This window comes from Jannaschia faecimaris, assembly GCF_900107415.1.
Classification (GTDB): domain Bacteria; phylum Pseudomonadota; class Alphaproteobacteria; order Rhodobacterales; family Rhodobacteraceae; genus Jannaschia; species Jannaschia faecimaris.
This window is the reverse complement of record NZ_FNPX01000018.1, coordinates 1-22,304: the sequence shown is the minus strand read 5'-3', so window position 1 is coordinate 22,304 and position 22,304 is coordinate 1. Positions and strand designations below refer to the sequence as shown.

The following is a 22,304-nucleotide window of genomic DNA, read 5'->3' as shown; positions in this document are numbered from 1 at the left end:
CACTAAGGAGGGCGAGAATCTGACCAACCCATCAATACGGCAGAAGCTGGAGCTGAAAAATCCAGAATCATTCTCCCGTTGGTCTACTGTTGTAAATTTACTTGACCATTTTGCGGCAGGAGTTTGGCACGTTTGACCGATGCAGCTTTGCCGTAAGCGGTAGGATGAATAATCATTGGGTCACGTTTGAGCGAGGGTACCGGCGGCAGGGAACTTTTGGTGGCGCTCGTATCGCGTCGTCGCACGTCGATCCGGCAGCCGAACAAGATTTCAGTAGTTCAGGACCGTTTGTTCCGGGGCATGAGGCCCGAGAGATCGCGGTTGCGCAGTTCCCGATCGGGCACGAAGGCATCAAGGCGCTGCAATTATGGCTTACGACAACCCTGGTGCCGCGGCCTCTATAGGCAGGTGGTCATTCAGTTGTAGGAAATTGCGAAGCGATGCGGCGGCACCGGTGCAGTCAATGACCTGATCCGAGGTCCATAAAGAAACGGGTCCGGCGATCGTCTCTACCTTTTTGGTCCGAAAGCTCTGCTTGCGTGCTGCCCTCGCCCCCCCAACCCCGCCCGATCAGCTTGCCACACTCCCTTCGTACATTCAGGCTTCGTGCCGCACTGTGCGCACTAAGAGTTGCGCAAGTGAATTGTGACCGGTTTGTGGCCGCGGGTCTCCGCAGCCGGAAGCGCCGATTTCGAACGAGCAGGCCCATGTCGCCCGACCGCTATCAGTCGCTGGCGTATGTGTTTGTGGGCCCCGATACACTCAGCGCAGCGCGTCATCACTGCGAACGCTTGCGAGAATGACGACGCCGGTCAGAACACGCCGATATCCTCTGTTTTCCACCATATCATTGGGAAAAATGGCTAGAGCTATGAACTCCGCTCTCCGCTCTAGCGATAGTAGAGATCGCTCAGATCAGCTCCGCAGCATGTGAGATTGGGCCACGTCGACGACACGGTGCGAATAACAGTTCAATACCCCTCGGTCCGGCCCGCAAATCAACGAATCGGTGCCGCGATCAGCGCTTCATGTGTGTCCTAATTATGTCTTAATTTGGAAGAGAATCGGACAAATTACAACTTCAGGTTGTAAATCTCATATCTTTGGACGATGTGAGCGCCGCTTCCGAAACATATGGTGAAGGAGATCGCTGCCATCTGGTGTCGACATCTCAATGGCGCGGTTACGCCATCCTTTAATTAGTAGAGCAAGGGACTACACAATGTTCAATTATATCAAAACGTTCGCCGCAAACGAAGACGGTGCGGCCATGGTCGAATACGCAATCGCACTGCTGGTTGCTGCCGGTATCGGGGTCGGGACTTTCACTGTCATGGGAGACCAGGCAGGGACCAACGCGTCACTCGCATGTGGTGCTCTCACCTATGACGTAGCAACTGATACATCAAACGCCGATTGCTAGAAGTAATTTCTAGCACAATCGAAAATGCTTCCGGAAGCCGCTGGGCGCGGCTTCCGGACCTTCTTCTCCCAAAGTCATACCTTTTTCAAAGGTAATGCTGGAGGCTATTATGAAATTCAGAACTTTTGCCACCATTCTAGTAGGCACCGCGTTGGCAGGTGCGGGGTCCTTCGCAGTGATGAACATTGCCGTGAACCCCGGGTCTGCAACTGCAATGCAGGAAGCACAGATGGTCGACGTGATTGTAGTACGCTCCGAAATAGCTTTTGGCCAAGCGATTGAGCCGGCGATGCTGATGACAAAATCGTGGCCCAAAGACGCTCTTGTTCCGGGGCTATACACAAGCATGGACCCGTTCCTGGCCGGTGAACCCCGCCGGGCGTTGGGCCGTATGTTTCCCGGCGAGCCTCTCATGGTCGCCAAACTTTCAACTCCGGGCGAGTTGGTTACGATCGTTCAGAAGTTGACGCCCGGGCATCGTGCCATGGCCATCAGTGTTAACGCTTCGACCGCGGTTGGCGGCTTCGTCGCCCCGGGCGACCGAGTGGATATCATGATGACTTATACTGCTGACGGTGAATTGCGCGCCGGAACAGTGCTTCAGAATGTACGTGTTGTGGGAATTGACCAGACCTCTGAGTCGCAACAAGGCTCACCACAGGTGGCCCGCACCATCACCGTCGAAGTTTTGCCCGATGATGGGCAGAAACTGGCCCTTGCACAAAAAGCCGGACAACTGAGCCTGAGCCTGCGCGAGCGGGATGCGCCTGAACATGAGCCGCTGGAGCAGGTCCAATTGGGTGACTTGTTCGACACCCGCCAGCCGGAGCCGGTCGTGGAGGTCGTCGCGACCGAAGAGCCTGCACCTGCGCCAGTTCCCGTCCGCTCCAGCGTCATCGTTCGTCGCGGACTGGCAACGGAACAGGTCTTCCTGAAATGATCCGGCGCGGGCCCTTCACACCCCAACGACTGGCCCGCTTCGCCGCCGACGAATCCGGGAGCATTCTGGTTCTCTGGATCATGTCCCTTGTTGCGATATTGGGTATAACGGCGCTCGTCTTCGATATGGGCCGCATTCAGATAGCGCAGACTGACCTGAAGCGGTTTGCCGAAAACGTGGCCTTGGCCGCAGCGGCAGAACTAGACGGCCAGGACGACAGCATTACACGCGCGACCAACGCAGCCGATGTTCTGATATCCAATCCGCAAGCTTATGGCGGCGACGGCACGTTGTTCGGCGCGGCCGACTATACGCTGACCTTCCTCGATGGCTTGCCCGCAGAGGATGTCGAGCCTGACGGGACCCCTACGGACACCTCGCCGTTTCTCACAACAAACTCATCTGAAGCCATATTCGCGCAAGTCGTCGCGACGCCCGCAACTTTGGCCACCCCATTTCTGCAAGCCACTCGGGCTATCCTGGGGACTGGCGGCGCAACACAGGCGACTGTTTCGGGGCAGGCCATCGCAGGTTTCACGATGGAAGCCTGCGACGTCACCCCGCTCATGTTCTGCAAGCCACCCGGATGGAGTGCGACCCAGAACACTTCGATCGGCGATCAGATTTTGCTGCGCAGTGGCGGTCAAGGCACGGCGTGGGGCCCCGGAGATTTCGGCTTCCTTGATGTAACGGCCGGCTCCGTCGGGTCGACCTGCCAGGGGCTCTCCGGCGCAAAACTTATCGGCTGCCTCATCGGGGCCGAGGACAATATCACCAGGTGCTATTCGGAAAAAGGCGTCACGACCGAACCTGGGCAAAAGGTCGGTCTGATGAACGCCGTCTTCAACACACGGTTCGACCAGTTTAGTAGTGTGATGAGCACCTATAAGAACGACCCCAATTATACCGCCGCCCCGAACACCATTTCCGGGATTATTCCGTCGGGTTCCTGCGGCTGGAATTCTACAACGGCGTCGACCAATTCGATCGGCTTGCCGCAAGACGATTGCTTCTCTGCCACGGGTGGTTGTACGCGATTCGGGGACGGCACCTGGGACTATGACACGTACATCGACACCAACCATGGCGATGCCAACGGAGTGCTGGATGTCGGCGAGGATAGCCACCTATTGCCCCATATCCCCGCCGCCTATGCCGGAACCCGCTATGGTGTCTATGTCGCCGAGATCGAGAATGCCAAGACCGCTGGCCTGCCCAACGGTGCAATTCTGGATGGTCGAGACGAAGCGGGGACGCCGCAATGTACCTCGAATGTCTCGACTAACCCCAAGCGTCGCGTCCTCATTGCCGCAGCAGTCGACTGCGTAGCGAACCCGATAAACGGTTCGGCATCTAATGTGCCCGTTGCAGAGTTTGTCGAAATTTTCATGACAAACCCGGTAGGCGAGGGTGTGGGATCGCCGCCTTCCTTTGACCTTTGGGTCGAGGTTATCGGCTCTGCCGGGGTTGCAGGCTACAGCTCAGCTGGAACGGGTGGCGTCTTTCGCGACGTCGTTCAATTGTACCGGTGATCGCCATGATGCTATCCCCCAAAAACCGGCTCAAGCAGTTTCTCAAATCCGAGGATGGCGTCGCCGTAGTCGAATTCGTTATCAGCCTGCCGCTGATGATACTCATATTCGCCATCATTGTTGAGTTTGGACGGCTGTTTATCGGCTACCAGGCGGTTTTAAGCGGAGTTCAGGATGCCAGCCGCTATCTTGGGCGAATTGCACCCGTCGACATTTGCCCTACCGATGGCAGCGTCACCGGTGGCACTTTCACCGGTGGCATCTTTACCGACTATGAAACCGATTTGAAAACAAGGATTGAAACTGATCGATCGGACAACAGCGTACTTCCGTCGCAATTCGCGGTCACAGGTGTAGACGCGACGTATGCCTGCGTCCCGGGAGACTTCCGGACTTCCCCGGCCCCCGTTGCGACCGTCGCCGCGCAAATCTCCGTTCAGTTTCCGCTCGGTTTCCTTTTCGGAATTTTTGGAAATGAACTGGACCCGTTTTCAGCGACGGTGTCAGGCAGCTCGAGGATATTCTGATCGTGGCTCGGCTTGAAAATCCATCACGCATCAGGCGCTTCATTCGCGACGAAAGCGGCGCGGCCATGGTCGAATTCGCCATGGTGGTCGTCGTGTTCTTCCTGATGATTGCCTCAATCATCGATTTCGGAATTTTTGCCTCGAATAACCTGATGGCTGAAAAATCCGTACAGATTGCCGCGCGGGTCGCGACCGTCCGTCCGCCTGCCTGCGCCGAATTCATACCCGAACGCTACTCAGTAGGAACCGCAATACCAGCGCCGCGTTTCGGCACCTCGTGCGGGGCGGTTCCCAATGCCTGTGCCATGCCGGCCGAAGTCACCTGCGTCGGCAGCGCCAGCAACGCCACGGCCAGTGAAATCTGGGCTCGCATCTCGCCGCAGCTACCCGCCGGTACCGATATCGATGACCTCACGTTTACATATACCCCCGACCCGAAACTTGGATATCTCGGCGGACCATACGTACCGGAAGTGACCGTCGAGCTAACCGTTCCAGAAGACTACAGTTTTCCATTCGCAATCGATTCGCTTGTCAATCTCGCCAGCGGCGCAACAGAGACCTTGCCTGATCACATGGATTATAAAAACTTCAGCATAACTTTGCCCGGTGAAGACCTGGCAAACGGAACAGATGGATAGGACATTTGAAATGAGCCATCAATTTTCGATCTCCGGCAATATTCTCGTTGTAGGAGCTCCGGATTTACTCGCGTCCTGCCAATTTACACCAATTTCTGCACAGCTGACTGCGGTCCCTGCGCCGAAATCAACGCTGCACGAGCTGATCGAATCCGCTGAATCAATCATCGAAATGCACAAGATCGTCTTGTTCGAAACGGGTGTTTCCGAGGCTGACCTCGCCGCGCTTGCACAGTTCGTCAAAATGGCTGATGGCCGCACGAAATTCGTCGCGCTCGTGGATGAGTACCTTCCATTGACGAAGGTCCGAAAGCTCAGAGTTTCCGGAGCCGCGGACATCCTGCCATTGGAGACAAAGGCCGAAGCCCTCATCCAAGCGCTTGAAGATGCGGTGAATGTGCCAAAGGACGTCAAGCCCGACCGGCCGCGAGAGGGACCAGCTGGCAAAGTATTTTCAATTTCCCAATCACGGGGCGGTGCCGGGGCAACTACCGTCGCCGTGAACCTGGCGGCTTCGCTTGCTGCTCCGATTAAGAAGGGGAAACCCGCGTCGCGTGTCCTGCTTCTCGACCTGGATCTGCAGTTTGGAAATGCCGGCACATATCTGGATTTAGAAGACAACGGAGCTTTCTACGAGCTGATCGCTCAGGATACGCTTCCCAGCACCCGCGCCATCCTGGATGCCGTTCAGACAAGCGAATTCGGAGTTGATGTTCTGACCGCGCCTGCGGTCTTCGTGCCGCTCACCTCAATATCACCGGAATTCTCATCGCATCTGATTAGCGCTTTCCGTGAAGTCTACGATTACGTGATTATTGACCTGCCCAGGGCGACGTTGGATTGGCTTACGCCGGTCATTTCAGCGACCGACCGATTGATCATGGTGTCAGATAGTTCGGTCCCCTGTATCAGGCAAGCCAAGCGCCTCATCGACCTTTATCGCGAATCTCGGCTCGGCTTGCCCGTCGAATTGGTGATGAACCGGGAAAAGAAGCCGCTCTTCAAATCCGAAAACGTCCGGGAAGCAGAGGCGCTGTTAGATCTGAAGGTGGTCTCGTGGTTGCCTGCCGATCCTGTTGGAGAACGGCGCGCCATTGATTTGGGTCGCCCAACTGTCTCGACCAGATCCAAGGGTCGCAAGACCTATCGCCAACTCGCAAAGATGCTCTCGACCGCTCCCATTTCTACTTCCAACGTACCTGTTTGAAAGGTTCACACATGTTCTCCGATTACCTTAGCCGTAAAACAAGTAACGTCCCGAATGTCGTCCAACTGAAGCCTGAGAAGGCGAAGAAGGACATTTCGCCGATGCCGGGAATTGACTTGGAACTCCAAAACTGGCTGGAGCTGAAAAGCACGTTACATGAGGCGATGCTGGATCGACTGAATTTGTCCGTTATCGAGAAGATGGATGCCGCTGAGTTTAAAAAACAGATCGCCGGTCTTGTCGGACATCTTTTGGCGGACCAGGGCCGCACCCTACCTGCAGACCGCATGCAATTACTTATCGAAGAGCTGATTTTTGAAGTGACCGGCCTCGGTCCACTTGAGCCGTTGCTTGCTGATCCGACAATCAACGATATCTTGGTGAATAGCCATCAAAACGTCTATGTCGAGCGATTTGGCAAGCTTGAGCGAACGCAGGTCCGGTTTCGCGATGAGCGGCATCTGCTCAGGATAATCGACAAGATCGTGTCGTCGATGGGACGTCGGGTCGACGAATCTCAGCCGTGGGTCGACGCCCGCCTGGCTGACGGAAGCCGGGTCAACGCAATCATTAGACCCTGCGCCGTGGATGGACCCTCTTTATCGATCCGTAAATTTTCAGCCAAGCCTTATTCACTCGACAGATTGATCGAGGCGGGTGCCTTGACCGAGGCAGCCGGTGAAGTTTTGCGCGGGCTCGTTGACGCGCGGCTGAACGTGTTGATCTCGGGTGGCACCGGTTCTGGTAAAACTACGATGCTAAACGCGATGTCCGCCTTCATCGACACCTCCCAACGGATCGTGACGATTGAGGACGCAGCCGAATTGCAACTTCAACAGGACCACGTTGTCAGGCTTGAAACCCGTCCCGCAAGCATTGAGGGAACCGGGGCGATCACGCAGCGGGAACTTGTTCGCAATGCCCTTCGTATGCGCCCGGACAGGATCATCGTGGGAGAGGTGCGCGGAGCCGAATGTTTTGACATGCTGCAAGCGATGAACACGGGGCACGACGGGTCGATGACCACTGTCCACGCCAATACCGTGCGTGACGCACTGGGCCGGCTCGAGCAAATGGTGACAATGATGGGGTCCGATATCCCGATGGTCACGATCCGCAGTCAAATTGCGTCCTCGATCGACATTATCGTCCAGCTTTCCCGCCACAGCGATGGCAAGCGTCGCGTGATGAGTATCGCTGAAGTAAATGGCATGGAAGGCGATGTGATTACGATGCAAGAGATCTTCGCCTTCCGCCAGCGCGGCAAGGGTGACGATGGTGAGATACTGGGTGAGCTCCTTTATACCGGTATCCGGCCACAGTTCATGGACAGGCTTATTTCGGCGGGCGTCAAATTGCCCGAAAAGATCTTCGAATACGATGGGGTGCCAGGATGAACATTGAATTTATCCGCTCTTTGCTTCCTGAGGAAGTTATCGTTTATTTAATGATCTTCTTTGGTGCATTGCTGATCTTCGAAGGATTTCGGCAAGTTATAAGTGGTAGCGCAAACGAAATTCAACACAAGAACCGGCGCATGCGGATGATTGCTGACGGCGTCGGGGAGAAAAAGATTACGGAAGCTTTAATTCGCAACAATGCATTTGGGAACACGCGCAACAAGGGGCCGGTCGCAGAATTTCAACGGGCACTGGCACACGCAAACGTGCCATTTGGCTTCGGCGCAGTCATGCTCATCCTTACCGCATTGGCTGTCGTGATCTTTATTTTTTCGTCTCGCTGGCTGCCACTCCCTTTTGCCGCACTGGCGACCCTGGTGCTGAGCTATTTGTTGCCTTATGCTATCTTAAATCGCCTGGCCGAAGCGCGGCTGGACAAACTTACCGAACAACTCCCCGATGCGCTTGACTTGATGGCTCGAGGGCTCCGCGTTGGTCATCCGCTCAACGTCACATTGCGACGGGTCGCCCGTGATATGCCGGATCCAATCGGTAGCGAATTTGGGATCATTGAAGATCGAATTCGCCATGGCATCGACTTGCCAACCGCTTTTAGAGAATTCGCAGACCGCATAGACCGTGAGGATGTTCATTATTTAAGCGTTTGCGTCGGAATCCAGCATGGCAGCGGCGGCAACTTGGGGCGTGTTCTCCTGGTATTGTCACGGGTTATTCGAGACCGCCGGCTCATGAAAAAGAAGATCCACGCCATTTCGTCCGAGGGACGGCTGAGCGGATTGATACTTACTATGATGCCTTTTCTCATCATCGGAGTTGTTCACACTTCGACACCAAGTTTCTTCGGGGATGTCATGGATCATCCAATATTCATGCCAGTCGTAATTGTCATCATGGTGATGATTGTTTTGCAGGGCTTCATTCTGAAGCTCCTGACAGACTTTGATTTCTAGGGGGAATTAAAAATGGAGAGTGTTAATGAGTTTCTGACGAATGCCGGCGCACCATTTGGTTCGCAAGTTTTTCTACAAGCCATTGTAGCCGCTGGTCTTTTTATTACAGTGATGGGAATTGCTGCAGCGCTTCGGCCTGCAGTTTCTTCAAAACAGCGTCGCATTCAAGCGATTGCGTCACCAGTGTCAAACAGTCAAATTGTTCGCCCTTGGGATAATGATCCCACAGGAGCGCTCCGGCTCTTCGTTCCGCTTTCCGGAACCGAGCGCAGCAGGGTCTCTGCGCGCCTGCGCCAGGCCGGAATTCATGGGGCAAAGGCGCTACGCACATTTTTTGTTGTTCGCTCCATTTTGGCACTCCTGCTGCCGGGGTGTTTTTTACTGGCCTCCTGGTTCAGTCATACACTTCCACCAAAAATTTCCGAGGTTCTGGAACCGATGAGCCGGCTTGAGACGCAACACATATTTCTTATTTCCATTGGTCTAATCGTTCTAGGGTTTTATAGTCCATCTGCCTGGCTTCAAATGAAAGTCGCGAAGCGACGTAAGGCAGTCACGCGTGGATTGCCCGGAGCCCTCGACCTTATGCAGGTCGCCATCGAGGCCGGCCTGGGCTTTGATGCCGCGATGAACCGTGTGGCTAAAGAGTTTGGACGCTTCTGCGGCCCGATTGCCGAAGAGTTCACGATCCTCCAGCTCGAAATTCAAGCTGGTAAGCCGCGCGATCTTGCGTTTGCAGAATTGGAACGGCGAACCGGTGTTGATGTAATGGCGTCCTTCGCGAACGTTGTTCAGCAATCTGCCGAATTTGGCACGCCGATTTCGCAGGCTCTTGAGAATTACGCCATCGAGATGCGGCAGGATCGCGAATTGAAAGCTCAAGCGAAAGCTAACGCGCTGCCCGTAAAAATGTCGGGTGTGCTGGCTGCCTTCATGATGCCGATCCTGCTGCTGATCATGCTAACACCAATCGCAATCAGATGGACCACCGTATTGACGGTCCAATAATTGAATTTTTAGGCGCTCCGAAGAGCTAGATTGGGTCTCGTTGACGGGACGAGATTCGAGTTGAACCGATCGCAAATATATACGAGATGCACCACATCTCGTTCCCCTTTCGCATCAAGATATCGCATTTATCTTCGTGCGTTTCTCGTTCGCGGCGGTCCGGTCCCGGTCTTCAAAGTGCTCAGTAATAGCTAGCATCATAGAGCACAGACGTTCATATCGACTCGCACCGCACATTTTGCAGTTGCCGCAATGGGGATCAGCAGGTCGCCGTCTTAATCTATACAACGGGCGTTACGATTACTGTCTTTCTGCCGTCCACGGGTGTTCTGCCATGCTTGGCTGGGTTTTGGTGAGGGCGTCCACGTGGAGCGGACCACCGGGAAGCGTGACCGTTAAGGATGGGAAACAGCGCCTGATATTCACGCGATCATTGGTCACGGCCTGAACCAGGAACCGCCACTCGCTGGGTCATCCATCGTTGGCGCGGTCCGGGCTCCAAAGCAAGTTAGTGCAGGGAATGAGCCCGAACTCGCGCCAGTGCATCGACGCGGCCCGCTCGCTTGGTGCGGGCAGTCTGCGACGTTCAATAACCGGGCACCTCCGTCGGTCATTAAAAACCAGACAGCGCCAACATGGATTGGCGGCGTTTACGCACTGGCGAAGCGATCGCTAAAACCGCTCGAAACTTTCAGAAAATTGCATTCAATACGACGAGGGATACGACCAAGAATATGACGGTCATTATACCGCCGCTCTTGATGAAGTCGGTTACCTTGTAGCCCGCCGGCCCCATGATAAGGGCGTTCACCTGATGCGTCGGTATAAGGAATGAGTTCGAGGTTGATATCGCAACGGTCAGGGCAAAAACCGCGGGATTCCCCCCCGCAGCGACAGCGATTGACACCGCCAGCGGTACAAGCAGAACCGTCGCACCCACGTTTGACATGATCAGTGTGAAAATAGTTGCCATGATCGCTATTCCAGCCTGCAATGACCAAAGTGGCCAACCATCAAGCAAGACAAGAACCTGCTGCGCGATCCAGGCGGCTGTTCCGGACGTCTGCACCGCCTGTCCGAGGGGGATCAAACTCGCGAGAAGGAAAACTGTGCTCCAACTGACGGCCTCGTAGGCATCATCGATATCAAGGACCCCTGTCAGGATCATTCCGACCGCGCCTGTCAGCAGGCAGAGCGACAGGCGCAGGTCTGTGAAAAGGACCAGAAACAGGGAAATTGCGAAGAACAGCAACGCCCAGCCCACCTTTTTGGGTCGCAGTTCTTCTTGAGGGAAGTCGGTGGTCACCACGACGAAATCGCGGTCCCGAGTTAATCGCGTCAACGCCTCCCATGTACTCAGGATGACCAGCGTATCGCCCGCGCGAAACGGGACTTCACCGATCTGCGTCGGTTCATGATCTTCTGTCGCGACAAGGCTCAGGGTCTGCTCGCCGCGATGAATGGCCAGCATGCTCGCGCCGTAGGTCTTGCGAAAGACCACATCATGCGCGCATTTCCCAATCAGCGATGAGCCGGGCGGAATGACGACTTCGGCGACGCCGGATCGCGTCGGTGCATAATCCTCGGCAAACACATCCAGTTTCTCATGGAGAATGAACCCGGCATCCGCCACCATGTGTCGAACTTCCTTTTCCCTGCCGAGAACGGCCAGACGACACGGAGCGGTTATCTCCGTTTGAATGACCGGAGCAAACCATGTCTTTCCCTGGTAGGCACTCCCGATGATATAAATATGGTATTGTTGGATGACATCATCAAACGTCTGCCCGGCAACCGTGTTGCCCTCCGGGATCGAAATCTCAAAGATATCGGTCTTCAACCCATAGATTTCCTTGAGATATTCCTTCATTGACCGGCCGCTCGTTGCGTCGCCGTCCTTCTGACGATCCGGAAGCACCCAGCGCCCCAAAATCATGAAGTAAAGTATTCCCGAGGCGATGAGAGCGATCCCGATGGGCGTCACAGAGAAAAGACCAAAAGCCTCCATTTGCTGTGAGGCTGGAAGCGACTGGTTGGCGGTCAGGATCAGGTCATTCAGCAAAATGAGCGGCGAAGACCCCACCATGGTCATCGTGCCGCCGAGAATGGCACAGAACCCCATCGGCATTAGCAACCTGCTCAGTGGCAATTCGGTGCGGACCGATATTCGGCTGACGACAGGGAGGAACAACGCAGCAGCTCCAATGTTCTGCATGAACGATGAAATGACGCCCACCGTCCCGGAGATGATCGGGACGACCCGGGCCTCAGTGTTGCCACCATACTTCATGATCAGCGCAGCGACCTTGCTCATCAATCCAGTGTTGTCGAGCCCTGCGCCGATTATCATTACCGCAATGATCGAAACGACCGCGTTGGACGCAAGTCCGTCAAATAGCTGGCTGACGTCGGCAAGCGATCCCAACCCGGGAAATTGGCTCAACAGCCCCAGTAGAACCATGACAAGAATGGCTGCGAAATCAATTCGAACCACCTCGGAGACAAACAGCACAACAGTGAACAGTAGTAGGCCGAGTACGACCGACATCTCAAACGTAAGGCTGATCGTGTCCACCTTGCACGCCTCCCACCGTAATCCTATCAGATTGGTGGCAAATCCCAAACTGCGGAATTGACGTGACCGGGTGCTGATCCGTTCGGGTTCAATCCTGCTTAGATGTAGCCCATCAAAGCACCGTCTGACGTCTCGCCGAATGTTCGCTGAATGTCATACGTGTATCTTCAGGGACGATAGTCCGTTTTCCCCTCGATCTCAGATTGCAAGATCCAGCCGAGGCTTCCAAAAGGGGCGGAACAGCTCGATTTTGGGGCACCGGTCCATCACGACCTTCAGCCCCGCATCTTCGGCCAGCTTGGCAGCACGGTCGTCATAGACGCCGATCTGCCCCCAAAGTACTTTGGCTCCGATTTCGATGGCCTGCTCGGCAATGACGTAAAGCTCTTCCTTTGGCCGGAATACTTCGACCATGTCGACCGGGCGGTCGATGTCCAGCAGCGACCGATAGACTGGGATACCCCGGATTTCGGTTACTGCGGGATTGGGATTGACCGGGAGCATGTCATATCCGGTCTCGTGCAAAACGCGCAGCACGCCATAACTGAACTTAGTCTTGTCCGTGCTGGCACCGACCATGGCGATGGTTTTGACCGACCGCAGGATGGAGGAGAGGTATTCCTGTGAATAGTCGTAGCGACGATCAATATCGGCGTCTGGCATCTCAAGACTCCTTCGGTTTGGCGATGTCGGCTTTAAGTTCGTGGGGGGCAAGCGGGTCGAGAAACGGGTTGCGGTACAGCCTGTCGTGGCTTTCCACGCCGATCTCTATCGTGCAGTCGGTCATCGGCCTTGCCACGCATAGCAAGACGTAACCGTTCGCGATCTGGCGATTGTTCAGCGCGACCTGACGACGTTGATCAATTTCGCCCGACTTCAGCTTGGCAGCGCAAGTGATGCAACCGCCGTACCTGCAGCCATACGGCAGATCGACCCCCTGTTCGCGAAGCGCATCAAGAAGCGGGCGGTGCGCCGCGACCTCATAGGTCGCGCCGCTGCGGTTCTCGATGGTAATGGTGCGCGTGTAGGTCACAGCCAGATATCACTCGTGCAGTCGCCACCGGGATAGCGGGTTTCATGACAGCGGCTGGGTCCGTTCGGCTCTTTTCCGAAATCCACGATGAAGTCGGGGTTGATCTTCATCCCGCCATTTTCGACATCGCAGTCGATCATGACCATCACACCGCCTTGCGTGCGTATCTCGGGGTAGAACTGGTTGTCCCAAGTCGAAAAGAGGGAGGTGGTCACGTACAGCCGCTTGCCATCCAGCGACAGCTGGAACATCTGCGGCCCTCCCGCGACCTTGACCCCGTTGACCTCAGGGGCCTTGCCCAGAAGCCCGCCCATCCACACCTGACCGGTCAACTTCGGATTGTGCGGATCGGTGATGTCATACTGGCGCATGTCACCATGCAACCAATTGTTAAGGTAAAGGTATTTATCATCCATCGACACAAGGATCGCTGACATAACGCCCGGCACAGGGATGGGCCACTCGGGGTGCGGTTCGTTTGCGACGTCGATGATCTTCTCCCACTCCCATTTTCCGGCCTCGGATTTCCAGAAATGGATCACATTGGTGGATAGAGCCGCACCACAGAAACCATGCGTGCTGTCCGGGTCGTGGAGGAATTTGACCTCAAGCGGAATCAGTCCGTCCTCGCCCAAGTACATGGTTTCAATCGGCGCACGCTTCTCGAAATCCCAAAAGTGCAACCGGCGTCCGTATTTCAGGTAGCCAACCTCTTCAAGATCGAACCCGGGCATGAACGTGTTCGGTGCCGCCCATTCCGAGCTGACCATCACGTTGTGGCGCGGCTGATACCAGAAATCATAGCTGAACGGGATGTCGCCCATCGACGCCTCCCAACGACCAACGATCTCGAACTCCTTGTTAAGATGAAGGTATCCCCCCGGCGCTTCGCCCTTGGCGTCACCAAGGAAAGAGATGATGATCTCGGAGCCGAGACAATGCACGGTGTGCGGCCCTGACAGATTGGTCTTGGCCTTGATCTCGGCACCATCGATTACCTTGTGTAGGCGCGGCGCGCGCGGGTCGGTCGCGGTGTCGACGACATGAATGTTGTTCGATCGCACGCCCGGCACCAACAGGTACTTACGCGACATCGATCCGTCGTCATGGCAGGATGAACAGGCGTTCCAACCCATGTGGTGCAACTCGTCACCGATCCCAGGCATCTCCAAACGGTGGATCACCTCGGAATACGTTGGGCTGTCGGGGTCGGCATCGACCGTTGCCAAGTAATCCGGCTTCTGAATCCCCGTGCCGGTATAGATCGCGATGGTGTAGAGCAGCTTCTCCCGCGGTGCCTTGATCGCCTCTGCGGGACTTGCATAGCCCGGTCCGCAACATCCTCCGTCCATGGCCTAAGCCCCTCCCTTGATTCCTGTATTTTTATCGAATATCGAAATATCGTCTATCAGTACATGAGAAAATTATGCATCTCGAACGTTTGACGCTGATCCTTGAGATCGTTGGCCAGAAAGGTGAGGCCACGGTTGCCGAGATCTGCGATCATTCCGACCTCCCTAAACCGTCTGCGTATCGCCTGGTTCAGGATCTCACCGCCGCGGGCCTTCTGGAGCCGGTGGCCAAGGGCCGCTTCACGATCGGCAACCGCCTCAAAAGTATCACGCATAGAGATCAGTCGGATCGGGCCCTGCTTGATCTGATCGCACCCACCCTCAGACGGGCGGCGACCAAGAATGGCGCAGCTTTCTTTCTATCCCGGTTGCGCGGTCGCGCGGTCGAAATCATACATGTGGAAACACCGGATACCGGCGTGTCTTTCCTGCACCCGGGCCTTGGCAAGCGCCCACTACATGCCTGCTCGTGCTCCAAGGCAGTCGCCGCCTTTTCGCCCGATCTTGTTCAATCGCAAAACCTCGAAGGCCGACTGAAAGCATATACCGAATTCACGCTGACCCAGATAACGGATTTGGAAGCAGAACTCGACCTCATCCGGCGGCGCGGCTACGCTGAATGCGTCGAAGAGATTGAGCACGGCATGTGTTCAGTGGCAGCGCCCTTGGCCCAAACCGGTCCGGGGGCCACGATGTCGGTTGGTGCAACAGGGTCGACTCGCGTCTTCACGCCCGCCTACCGCGAAAGAATCGGGCAGCAAATCATCTTGATGGCCCGCGACCTCTCTGCCGGTTTGACTTGGGGCGCGCCGTCGCGCACCCCAAGGTCAGCGTAGGTTCAAGGCTTTGAGGCCGACCGAATACCGTTCACGCCACTGCAACAGCTGAGGTCGCTAGCGACTTTTTCGGATCGAAAAATGGGCGATCCACAATCGAAGCGCGCCTCGGCTGATTGTCAATCATCACCTCGACCTCGTTCCCAAGCACTGCCAGCTCTGCCGAGATCATCGACAAGGCAATGTTTTGCCCAAGCCGCATGGAATAGACAGCAGACGTCACCTTGCCGATAGATTGACCGTTCTTGGTGACGTTCCAAAATACGGTGTTCGGCCCTGTCAGCGGCGCGCCGTCAATCACCAATCCAACCTGCTTACGTCTGATCCCTTCGTCCCGTATCCGCGTGAGGGCGGCCTTGCCGACAAAATTTGTATCGGCGTCGAGATCGACAAGGCGGCCAAGCCCAAGCTCGAACGGGTTTGTCTCGGCATCCATGTCAGCATGGTAGGACAGCATGCCCGCCTCGATGCGGCGGATTGTCGAGGTGTGCCCAGGCTGAAGCCCGAAGGGCGCGCCTGCCGTCATGATCTTTTCCCAAAGCTCGTCACCGCGCGACCCGTCCCGCAGGTATAGCTCGTAGCCCAGTTCGCTGGACCATCCCGTGCGCGACACGACCAACGGGATGCCGTCCAGGTCCAATTCACGCAGCCAGAAATAGCGCAGGTTCATGATGCTGTCGCCGAAGAGCGCGCGCATGATCATCATGGAGTGTGGGCCCTGAAGTTGCAGCGGCGAAACATCGGGTTCACGGATCGTGACATCGAATCCGGAATGCACCGCAAGGCCCTGTGCCCACAGCAGGATGTCACTGTCGGCCAAAGAGAGCCAGAAATGATCCTCCGCAAGGCGCAAGACGATCGGATCGTTGAGGATCCCGCCGTTCGCATTGGTGATCAGAACGTATTTGCATTGCCCAACGGCCATTCTTGACAGGTCGCGCGGTGTCAGCATCTGGGTGAATCGCGCGGCGTCTGGCCCAGTGATCTCTACCTGGCGCTCGACCGCCACGTCACACAGGATTGCCGTGTTCACGAGATTCCAGAAATTCTGCTCCGGGTCGCCGAAATCACGGGGAATATACATATGGTTGTATACCGAAAAGCCCGTGGCACCCCAACGGACCGTCGCGTCGAAATAAGGTGACTTTCGGATTTGCGTCCCAAAGCCGAAAGTCTGCATCATATTCATTTCACAGGCCCTCCCAAGGCCGAAAAACAAACCGCTGCCATCGCGCTTCCACTCAGTCGCCCCGCATCGCCTTCTTCCTCGATACGGTCGAGCCCTCCTGCAAGCCTTTCGCAACACGCAAGAGACTATGCCCTGCCGTCTCCACGTTATGCATAGCTCGGAGAAACATCTGGAGGAAAAACGACAGCAAAAACGCTGGAAACGTCAACACTGAAAACGTGACCGCCCTTGCGCATCGCATTGGGGCTCCATGGACCCGTCAAGTCGGATGTGGCTCGTTTTCATACCCTGACAGTTCCACGCGCCAAAGAAATTACTGTGCAGACCTTGCTGCCGTTTATTGCGGTGCCACTTGGTGTTTGATCCCATCGTTTGATGGTGCGATCCTTTCGACGGAATGGAAGGAAGCCCTATGGGACAAGTTCGTCACGGGAGCGCCACAACCACGTACGCCGTCAGAGCAGCAATACAGCGATCGACTGCCCGGCAGGGTCATGCAAGGCATGATCCCGAGAGGGGCGCTTCTCTCACGGCGCTGAGCCAGGAGCTGGGTATCAAACCCAAGACAGTTGCTAAGTGGCGGAAACGGGCGACGGTCGAAGACTTGAAGACGGGCCCGAGAGAGCCGCGTTCGACGATCCTGACCGAGGCCGAGGAGGCAGCAGTCGTGGCATTTCGACGCCATACGCTGCTGCCTCTCGACGACTGCCTCTATGCCTTGCAACCGTCGATCCCGCACCTGACACGGGTCGGCGCTGCATCGATGTCTTCAGCGGCATGGCATATCCCGCTTGCCTGATATCGAAGGCCCCTCTCGCACATTGCTGCGCAATGCACTGCCGGGCAGCGGACAAACCAAAGCGCCAGAGGTTCAAGCGCTAGGCTTGCATCCTCAGATCGGATCAATCCCTTCGCCTCCACGTCAGCCATGAAATTCACTACGTCCATATTGCGACCGAACGCAAAAAGCCCCGACCACGCATGGCGACAGGGCGCAAGGCCATGAGGTACCGTCCATAAACCCAAAGGTCCAAGCTGGTTACCGACGTTCACCGCGCATGGCTCAAAGGTCTGCGATGGGCGGGAAGCGGTCATTCGCTACGACATACGGCAACGTCCGCTACATGAGGGGTGTCAGCAATCCCCTCTGCTGCAATGAATAGCGCATGCGGAGCAGCACCTTCATAGTCTCGCCCGCTTCACCCCTCGCCTACTTCGATGATCGGAGCGGTGAGCCCGGAGACCGCAAGGAGATTACTTTTCTCAGTTTTCAAGCCTGTGGTTAGACAGCAACAAGTGTCGAGGATAGCAGGTAATAAACGGAATTAACTTTCTGGTCCGGCAGGTTTGACTGCTAGCGATGGGGTGGGGTTATGCGTTGACGGCCTTTTTCTTTTTGTTTTTCCGAGTTCCCCAGAACGGCGTAAGATATTAGTCTATTTTCCTTTTGGGGGATTTCAGTGGTGTTTCAGCTAGTCACATGCTCCGGTCGCGCGACAGTTCGTGCCACGAAGGCAACCGCTGTCTGTGCGTCCCGCCTGCTTGCGCAACCAGTTGGAACCGCCGGATCCAGCAACCTTGCAATGGCGCGCATCCGAACAAAAGTGAGGCGCGGGACTCAGGCTGTGCTGATGTCCACTCTTTCGGTACTTTGGGTGGGTGCCGCATCGGCGCAATTCATTACCAGTAGCGGTGCGTCTCCCAGTTCATATAGTGGTGCCGGTACTGTCATTACATTCACAGCCAATTGGAGCACGGGCAACCAAACCCTTGGTTCGGTTTCCGCGACTGGCACGGGTGGGTTCGTCACCAGTTATACGTGTTCCCCGCAGACCAGCGGAAATCTTAATACAACAGGATCTTGTTCCGGAACTTACACCACATCCGCGTCCGACACCTCGCCTCTGGCCACAACAATTGTGGTCGAGATGACGAGTCAAAGTGGCACTCCAACCACTATTTCGGCACCGGTGCAGTCTACGTACGATCCGCCGGCACCTGCTGACACTACACCGCCGACGATCACAAACGTGCCGTCTGACATCACGCAATCGACCGACGCCGGCGTCGCCACTGCGGTGGTTAGCTGGACCGAGCCGACTTATGACGACAATGTCGGCGTAACATCCTCGGGGTGTTCGCCCGTGTCTGGCTCGACCTTCAACCTAGGCGCGACGTCAGTGACCTGCACCGCATTCGACGGGGCGGGCAATAGCGCAATCGCCTCCTTCTTCGTCACCGTGCAGGACGACGAGGCCCCTGTCCTCGCGATGACTGCAAACATCAGCACGTCGACCGATCCTGGGCTTGCGACGGCAAACGTGACCTACGCCACGCCGACAGCCACCGATAACGTGCCGGGTGTTACCGTGGCGAGGATCGCAGGCCCAGCATCGGGTAGCGATTTTCCAATCGGCGAGACCACCGTCACCCATCGTGCCACGGATGCAGCAGGCAACACTGATGACAAAAGCTTCACCGTCACCGTCTCCGATAACGATCCGCCGGTCTTTGGGTCTACTCAGGCCGATATCAATGTTGAAACTGATTTCAACCAGACAAGTGCTGTCGTTACGTTCTCGACACCAACCGCTTCGGACAATTCTGGAACGGTTGATGTTACGCAAACGCGTGGGCCGTCGTCGGGCAGTGCTTTCCCCGTAGGCACAACGCTGGTCGAGTTCACGGCAACAGATCCGACAGGATTGACGACAACGTTGCAATTTAACGTCACGGTTTCAACGATCCCACCGGGCACTGTCACATTCATTGTGAACTCGCCAGATAATGGAACGGTCACCTTCTCTTCCGCCACGGCGGCCTTCAACACTGCCGTCTCGGTCATTGGTGGGACCGGCAGTTCTGGTCCTTTGCAGGTCGTACCAGGTAACTACACGGTAACCTATGGCCTCCCGACAGGCTTTGCGGTGACCTCGGCCAGTTGCAGTTCGGCTAGTGGCACCGTCAATACCGCGACCCAGTCCTTAGCTTTGAGCTTCGCCCGCGGAGAGACCTATACGTGTACACTGCAATCGGCCAATGTCGCTGGACAGACGGGCGACCAGATCGCGAACTTCATCCAAACGCGTGCGCAGCTGATCATGGGCAACCGGCCCGATCAAAATCGCCGCATCGGGCGGATAAACGGTGAGGGCGACCAGAACCAGCTGTCCTTTTTCGGAAACGCCCTCACCCCTGGAGGAACGCCCATCGGTTTGGAAGTGACACGGAATCGGATTGATTTGTCGTTTGCATCGACCAGCGCCAGCGAAGATCCGATGTCCGCCAGGTCGGACTGGGACGTTTGGTTCGAAGCCAGCTTCACCCGCTATGAAACCGGTTATGGCGAAGGTCAGTTCGGCATCCTGCATGCAGGCGCTGACCATCGGCTTGGGCAGAATGCGATTCTGGGCTTCGGAGTCCAGGTCGACTCAATCCATGAGGACGTCATCGGCGCTGTCTCAACAACCACCGGCGTTGGCTGGATGGTCGGCCCTTACTACACTGCGCGTGTAGGCGAAGACCTCTACTTCGATACAAGCCTCAGCTACGGCCAAGCCACGAATGAGGTGTCGCCCCTGGGGACCTACACGGACAAGTTCATGACCGAACGCTGGCTGGCATCGATCGGCCTCTTTGGAAGTAGCAATCGCGGGAACCTGAATATTCAGCCCAATATCTCCATCAATTACTTCGAAGAGACCTCAGAAGCCTATATCGATTCACTAGGAGTTCAGATTGCATCCCAGACCACCCAACTGGGTGATGTCGAACTCGGTTCGCGCTTCACCTGGAGCGATCCAATGGGCAGCTACAGCACCTATGTTGAATTCGATGGTATCTATACATTCAATGCCGGTAGCCAAGTCGCCAGCACGTCAACAGTTGAAAGCGGTTTGCGAGGACGTGTCGGCTTTGGTGGCACGGTTGCCGTCGGTGATCGCGGAATGGTGGATTACGGACTCAGGTATGACGGGCTCGGTGACAACGACTACGAGGCCATCTCGTTGAGCACCGGGTTCTTGCTGAAGTTCTGATCAAGGTGCCGCTGGCCACCCTTTCCGGTCAGGTCGCGTTTCTCAGGTTGATCCACGACAATAACATCAGCGGCATTGGTGCATCCCGTGGCGGGTACGTGACGTTGCAGGAAGCTGCCTCAATGCTCAGAGAAGACTCCGGCTTCAGCGGCAGATCTATGATTGAGAGAGTTCTCGCTCAAACAAACCACCCTTAAGCGCCTCCCGGTCATGGCAGAGAAACTCAGTTTTTGGGGGGCGGACAGTCTGACCTCAACGCGCGAGTGGTGGAGGCCCTCGGCCCCAAAGTCGACATGTCGAGTGTGATGACGGTGCTCAATTGATCAGGCCAGACTGTGAGTTTCTTGCCAAGGGCACGGCCGAAACATGGTGACACCCGACGAAGGCTTAGCCCCATCGTGCTGCCCTTGGGGCATGGAGAAGCTAAGGACAGGTTCCCGCCCTCCTTACCCGAAGCGCCTATTGCAAAGGACAGGCAGGCGAACGTCGAGTTTGGGCGGAAAGCGGACCTCAGCTACGCGACTTGCGAAAGTCAGCCATGCGGACCAAAGCATCCGTCGAATTCTGTTCTGCAAATGTCTGCATTCGGCGTTTTTAGCTAGGTAGTATCAACTCCGGCTCGACGGGACGATGCGCTCAGGCGCTCTAACAAGAGCCTGAGCGGCCATAGCAGCGTTCTGCCAATCAACGTTGAGACCGGCCTCGAACTGCGCATCATTGAACGGGCGTATTCGTCTGCTTCCTTTTCCTGTTCAGCCACTTGTCCACCCTCTATGTGCCTAGATACGTGGTGCCCGACTTCATGGTAGAACGTAAATTCTGCTTCTAGGCACCACCACCAAAGCCTGACACCGCCAGCTTTGCTGGCGGGCCATGTCAGAATGATCCCGGAAAAGAACAAATTGTACAGTCCCAGATAATCGAGCTCTGGGCGACGCGCGATGACATCTATTCGGGTCACGTTGTCTAGCGATAGGCCCTTTGTGTTGCTCCAAGTTTCGATATTTCTGACGACCACAGAACGATCAACTATATCAGAGGCAACAAATACAGGTATTTGGCCGGCAACACGAGTTGCAGGTTCATCTAGAGTGCGCAACGAAAGAAGGTCCAACGTCTTAATATGCATGGGATGTAATTTGCTCTTTCGTAGCCTCTCGACTTCCTTTTCAAAAGCAGAAGAGTCCAGTTCATCAAGAATGGAAAGCAATACACCAAAGTATTTGGCCAGAGGTCCGCGAGGGTTCTCAGCCCATGCAGATGAGGCCAGTTTTCCTTGAATTTGGCTGACTGAGGTCGCACCTTCTTTCAGCATTTCCCGCCATGCATCCCGAACAGTTTCAACATGATCGGTCGAAATACCTCTCAACAATCTGTCAACGGCTGGCCGGGGCTTCTCAATCATAAGAAAACAATAACAGGCAAAGAGGGCGATTTTTGGACTCGTAAGCCGCTTTCAGCGACAAAAATTCTTTTAAGATAAAAGCAGAGCCAACAGATAGCTGCCGTTCGTGCAATCTTCAGAGTTTGGTAAATACGGGCTCGAAGCTGCCCTTCGCTGCTACAAACGCAAAGGTCCGCTCTGGGCCGCAAGCGCACCCAAAGAAGCCCCCCAAACGCAAAAATCCCCCAA

Annotated in this window: 18 protein-coding genes and 1 pseudogene; 12 read left to right on the top strand and 7 right to left on the bottom strand. The window is 55.8% G+C overall.

The features are described from left to right. The first annotated feature begins 1,222 nt into the window (after window positions 1–1,222). The 9 genes from BLV27_RS15670 (at window position 1,223) to BLV27_RS15630 (ending at window position 9,649) form a co-directional block, all read left to right on the top strand. Window positions 1,223–1,423 carry a Flp family type IVb pilin gene (locus BLV27_RS15670; RefSeq protein WP_092647450.1) on the top strand — a complete coding sequence of 67 codons (201 nt, stop codon included), beginning with the start codon at window positions 1,223–1,225 and terminating at the stop codon, window positions 1,421–1,423. A 94-nt stretch (window positions 1,424–1,517) separates the two neighbouring features. Beyond that, a complete protein-coding gene (gene cpaB, locus BLV27_RS15665; RefSeq protein WP_092647449.1) occupies window positions 1,518–2,363 on the top strand; it encodes a Flp pilus assembly protein CpaB in 846 nt (281 codons plus the stop codon). Continuing rightward, on the top strand, window positions 2,360–3,895 hold the full coding sequence (locus BLV27_RS15660; RefSeq protein ID WP_092647448.1) for a pilus assembly protein TadG-related protein: 1,536 nt from the start codon (window positions 2,360–2,362) through the stop codon (window positions 3,893–3,895). Before cpaB ends, BLV27_RS15660 begins: the two co-directional genes overlap by 4 nt. A gap of 5 nt (window positions 3,896–3,900) precedes the next feature. Then, complete coding sequence (locus BLV27_RS15655; protein WP_139176690.1) at window positions 3,901–4,422, top strand: TadE/TadG family type IV pilus assembly protein; 522 nt, start codon at window positions 3,901–3,903, stop codon at window positions 4,420–4,422. Window positions 4,423–4,424: 2 nt separating this feature from the next. Continuing rightward, window positions 4,425–5,063, top strand: a complete 639-nt coding sequence (locus BLV27_RS15650) for a TadE/TadG family type IV pilus assembly protein (protein ID WP_092647446.1) — start codon at window positions 4,425–4,427, stop codon at window positions 5,061–5,063. Between the two features lie 10 nt (window positions 5,064–5,073). Then, entirely contained in the window at window positions 5,074–6,270 is a 1,197-nt protein-coding gene (locus BLV27_RS15645) for a CpaE/TadZ family protein (RefSeq protein ID WP_170831480.1), read from the top strand. A gap of 11 nt (window positions 6,271–6,281) precedes the next feature. Next, complete coding sequence (locus BLV27_RS15640) at window positions 6,282–7,667, top strand: TadA family conjugal transfer-associated ATPase (protein WP_092647444.1); 1,386 nt, start codon at window positions 6,282–6,284, stop codon at window positions 7,665–7,667. Next, window positions 7,664–8,641 carry a type II secretion system F family protein gene (locus tag BLV27_RS15635; RefSeq protein WP_092647443.1) on the top strand — a complete coding sequence of 326 codons (978 nt, stop codon included), beginning with the start codon at window positions 7,664–7,666 and terminating at the stop codon, window positions 8,639–8,641. Before BLV27_RS15640 ends, BLV27_RS15635 begins: the two co-directional genes overlap by 4 nt. A 12-nt stretch (window positions 8,642–8,653) precedes the next feature. Further along, window positions 8,654–9,649: a type II secretion system F family protein gene (locus BLV27_RS15630; protein WP_092647442.1), complete on the top strand. Its 996-nt coding sequence runs from the start codon at window positions 8,654–8,656 to the stop codon at window positions 9,647–9,649. Between the two features lie 691 nt (window positions 9,650–10,340). Here the strand turns inward: BLV27_RS15630 and BLV27_RS15625 are convergent. The 4 genes from BLV27_RS15625 to BLV27_RS15610 all read right to left on the bottom strand — a co-directional run bounded on the left by BLV27_RS15625 (window position 10,341) and on the right by BLV27_RS15610 (window position 14,609). Next, on the bottom strand, window positions 10,341–12,224 hold the full coding sequence (locus BLV27_RS15625) for an SLC13 family permease (protein WP_092647441.1): 1,884 nt from the start codon (window positions 12,222–12,224) through the stop codon (window positions 10,341–10,343). A 198-nt stretch (window positions 12,225–12,422) separates the two neighbouring features. Beyond that, window positions 12,423–12,887, bottom strand: coding sequence for a CoA-binding protein (locus tag BLV27_RS15620; protein ID WP_092647440.1), 465 nt, complete (start codon window positions 12,885–12,887; stop codon window positions 12,423–12,425). Between the two features lies 1 nt (window position 12,888). Further along, window positions 12,889–13,257 (bottom strand): 2Fe-2S iron-sulfur cluster-binding protein, encoded by a 369-nt coding sequence (locus BLV27_RS15615; protein ID WP_092647439.1) that lies wholly within the window; start codon window positions 13,255–13,257, stop codon window positions 12,889–12,891. Further along, window positions 13,254–14,609 (bottom strand): selenium-binding family protein, encoded by a 1,356-nt coding sequence (locus BLV27_RS15610; protein WP_092647438.1) that lies wholly within the window; start codon window positions 14,607–14,609, stop codon window positions 13,254–13,256. Before BLV27_RS15610 ends, BLV27_RS15615 begins: the two co-directional genes overlap by 4 nt. A gap of 74 nt (window positions 14,610–14,683) precedes the next feature. Here BLV27_RS15610 and BLV27_RS15605 point away from each other — a divergent pair, with 74 nt between their 5' ends. Continuing rightward, a complete protein-coding gene (locus BLV27_RS15605) occupies window positions 14,684–15,445 on the top strand; it encodes an IclR family transcriptional regulator (RefSeq protein WP_092647437.1) in 762 nt (253 codons plus the stop codon). A gap of 31 nt (window positions 15,446–15,476) precedes the next feature. Here the strand turns inward: BLV27_RS15605 and BLV27_RS15600 are convergent, their stop codons facing one another. Then, the gene (locus tag BLV27_RS15600; protein WP_092647436.1) at window positions 15,477–16,634 is read right to left on the bottom strand and encodes a glycine cleavage T C-terminal barrel domain-containing protein; all 1,158 of its coding nucleotides are present in this window, start codon (window positions 16,632–16,634) and stop codon (window positions 15,477–15,479) included. A gap of 412 nt (window positions 16,635–17,046) precedes the next feature. On the opposite strand from BLV27_RS15600, the pseudogene BLV27_RS15590 reads away from it, so the two are divergent. After that, a pseudogene (locus tag BLV27_RS15590) lies at window positions 17,047–17,443 on the top strand (IS481 family transposase); the annotation flags it as partial. Window positions 17,444–18,217: 774 nt separating this feature from the next. After that, window positions 18,218–20,671, top strand: coding sequence for an HYR domain-containing protein (locus BLV27_RS15585; RefSeq protein ID WP_092647434.1), 2,454 nt, complete (start codon window positions 18,218–18,220; stop codon window positions 20,669–20,671). Window positions 20,672–21,269: 598 nt separating this feature from the next. Here BLV27_RS15585 and BLV27_RS15580 read toward each other — a convergent pair. Together BLV27_RS15580 and BLV27_RS19590 are read right to left on the bottom strand one after the other, a co-directional pair. After that, window positions 21,270–22,076, bottom strand: a complete 807-nt coding sequence (locus BLV27_RS15580) for a M48 family metalloprotease (protein ID WP_170831478.1) — start codon at window positions 22,074–22,076, stop codon at window positions 21,270–21,272. Beyond that, window positions 22,073–22,304, bottom strand: a 232-nt coding sequence (locus tag BLV27_RS19590; RefSeq protein WP_211605528.1) for a hypothetical protein, incomplete at its 5' end; no start/stop codon positions are given. The genes BLV27_RS15580 and BLV27_RS19590, both read right to left, overlap by 4 nt.

Excerpts from the sequence above, each read along its gene's own strand:
- BLV27_RS15640 (WP_092647444.1), top strand. The coding sequence starts at position 6,282 with ATGTTCTCCGATTACCTTAGCCGTAAAACAAGTAACGTCCCGAATGTC.
- BLV27_RS15630 (WP_092647442.1), top strand. The coding sequence starts at position 8,654 with ATGGAGAGTGTTAATGAGTTTCTGACGAATGCCGGCGCACCATTTGGT.
- cpaB (WP_092647449.1), top strand. The coding sequence starts at position 1,518 with ATGCTGGAGGCTATTATGAAATTCAGAACTTTTGCCACCATTCTAGTA.
- BLV27_RS15655 (WP_139176690.1), top strand. The coding sequence starts at position 3,901 with ATGATGCTATCCCCCAAAAACCGGCTCAAGCAGTTTCTCAAATCCGAG.
- BLV27_RS15645 (WP_170831480.1), top strand. The coding sequence starts at position 5,074 with ATGAGCCATCAATTTTCGATCTCCGGCAATATTCTCGTTGTAGGAGCT.
- BLV27_RS15580 (WP_170831478.1), bottom strand. The coding sequence starts at position 22,076 with ATGATTGAGAAGCCCCGGCCAGCCGTTGACAGATTGTTGAGAGGTATT.
- BLV27_RS15605 (WP_092647437.1), top strand. The coding sequence starts at position 14,684 with ATGCATCTCGAACGTTTGACGCTGATCCTTGAGATCGTTGGCCAGAAA.
- BLV27_RS15600 (WP_092647436.1), bottom strand. The coding sequence starts at position 16,634 with ATGAATATGATGCAGACTTTCGGCTTTGGGACGCAAATCCGAAAGTCA.
- BLV27_RS15670 (WP_092647450.1), top strand. The coding sequence starts at position 1,223 with ATGTTCAATTATATCAAAACGTTCGCCGCAAACGAAGACGGTGCGGCC.
- BLV27_RS15635 (WP_092647443.1), top strand. The coding sequence starts at position 7,664 with ATGAACATTGAATTTATCCGCTCTTTGCTTCCTGAGGAAGTTATCGTT.
- BLV27_RS15660 (WP_092647448.1), top strand. The coding sequence starts at position 2,360 with ATGATCCGGCGCGGGCCCTTCACACCCCAACGACTGGCCCGCTTCGCC.
- BLV27_RS15620 (WP_092647440.1), bottom strand. The coding sequence starts at position 12,887 with ATGCCAGACGCCGATATTGATCGTCGCTACGACTATTCACAGGAATAC.
- BLV27_RS15610 (WP_092647438.1), bottom strand. The coding sequence starts at position 14,609 with ATGGACGGAGGATGTTGCGGACCGGGCTATGCAAGTCCCGCAGAGGCG.
- BLV27_RS15585 (WP_092647434.1), top strand. The coding sequence starts at position 18,218 with ATGGCGCGCATCCGAACAAAAGTGAGGCGCGGGACTCAGGCTGTGCTG.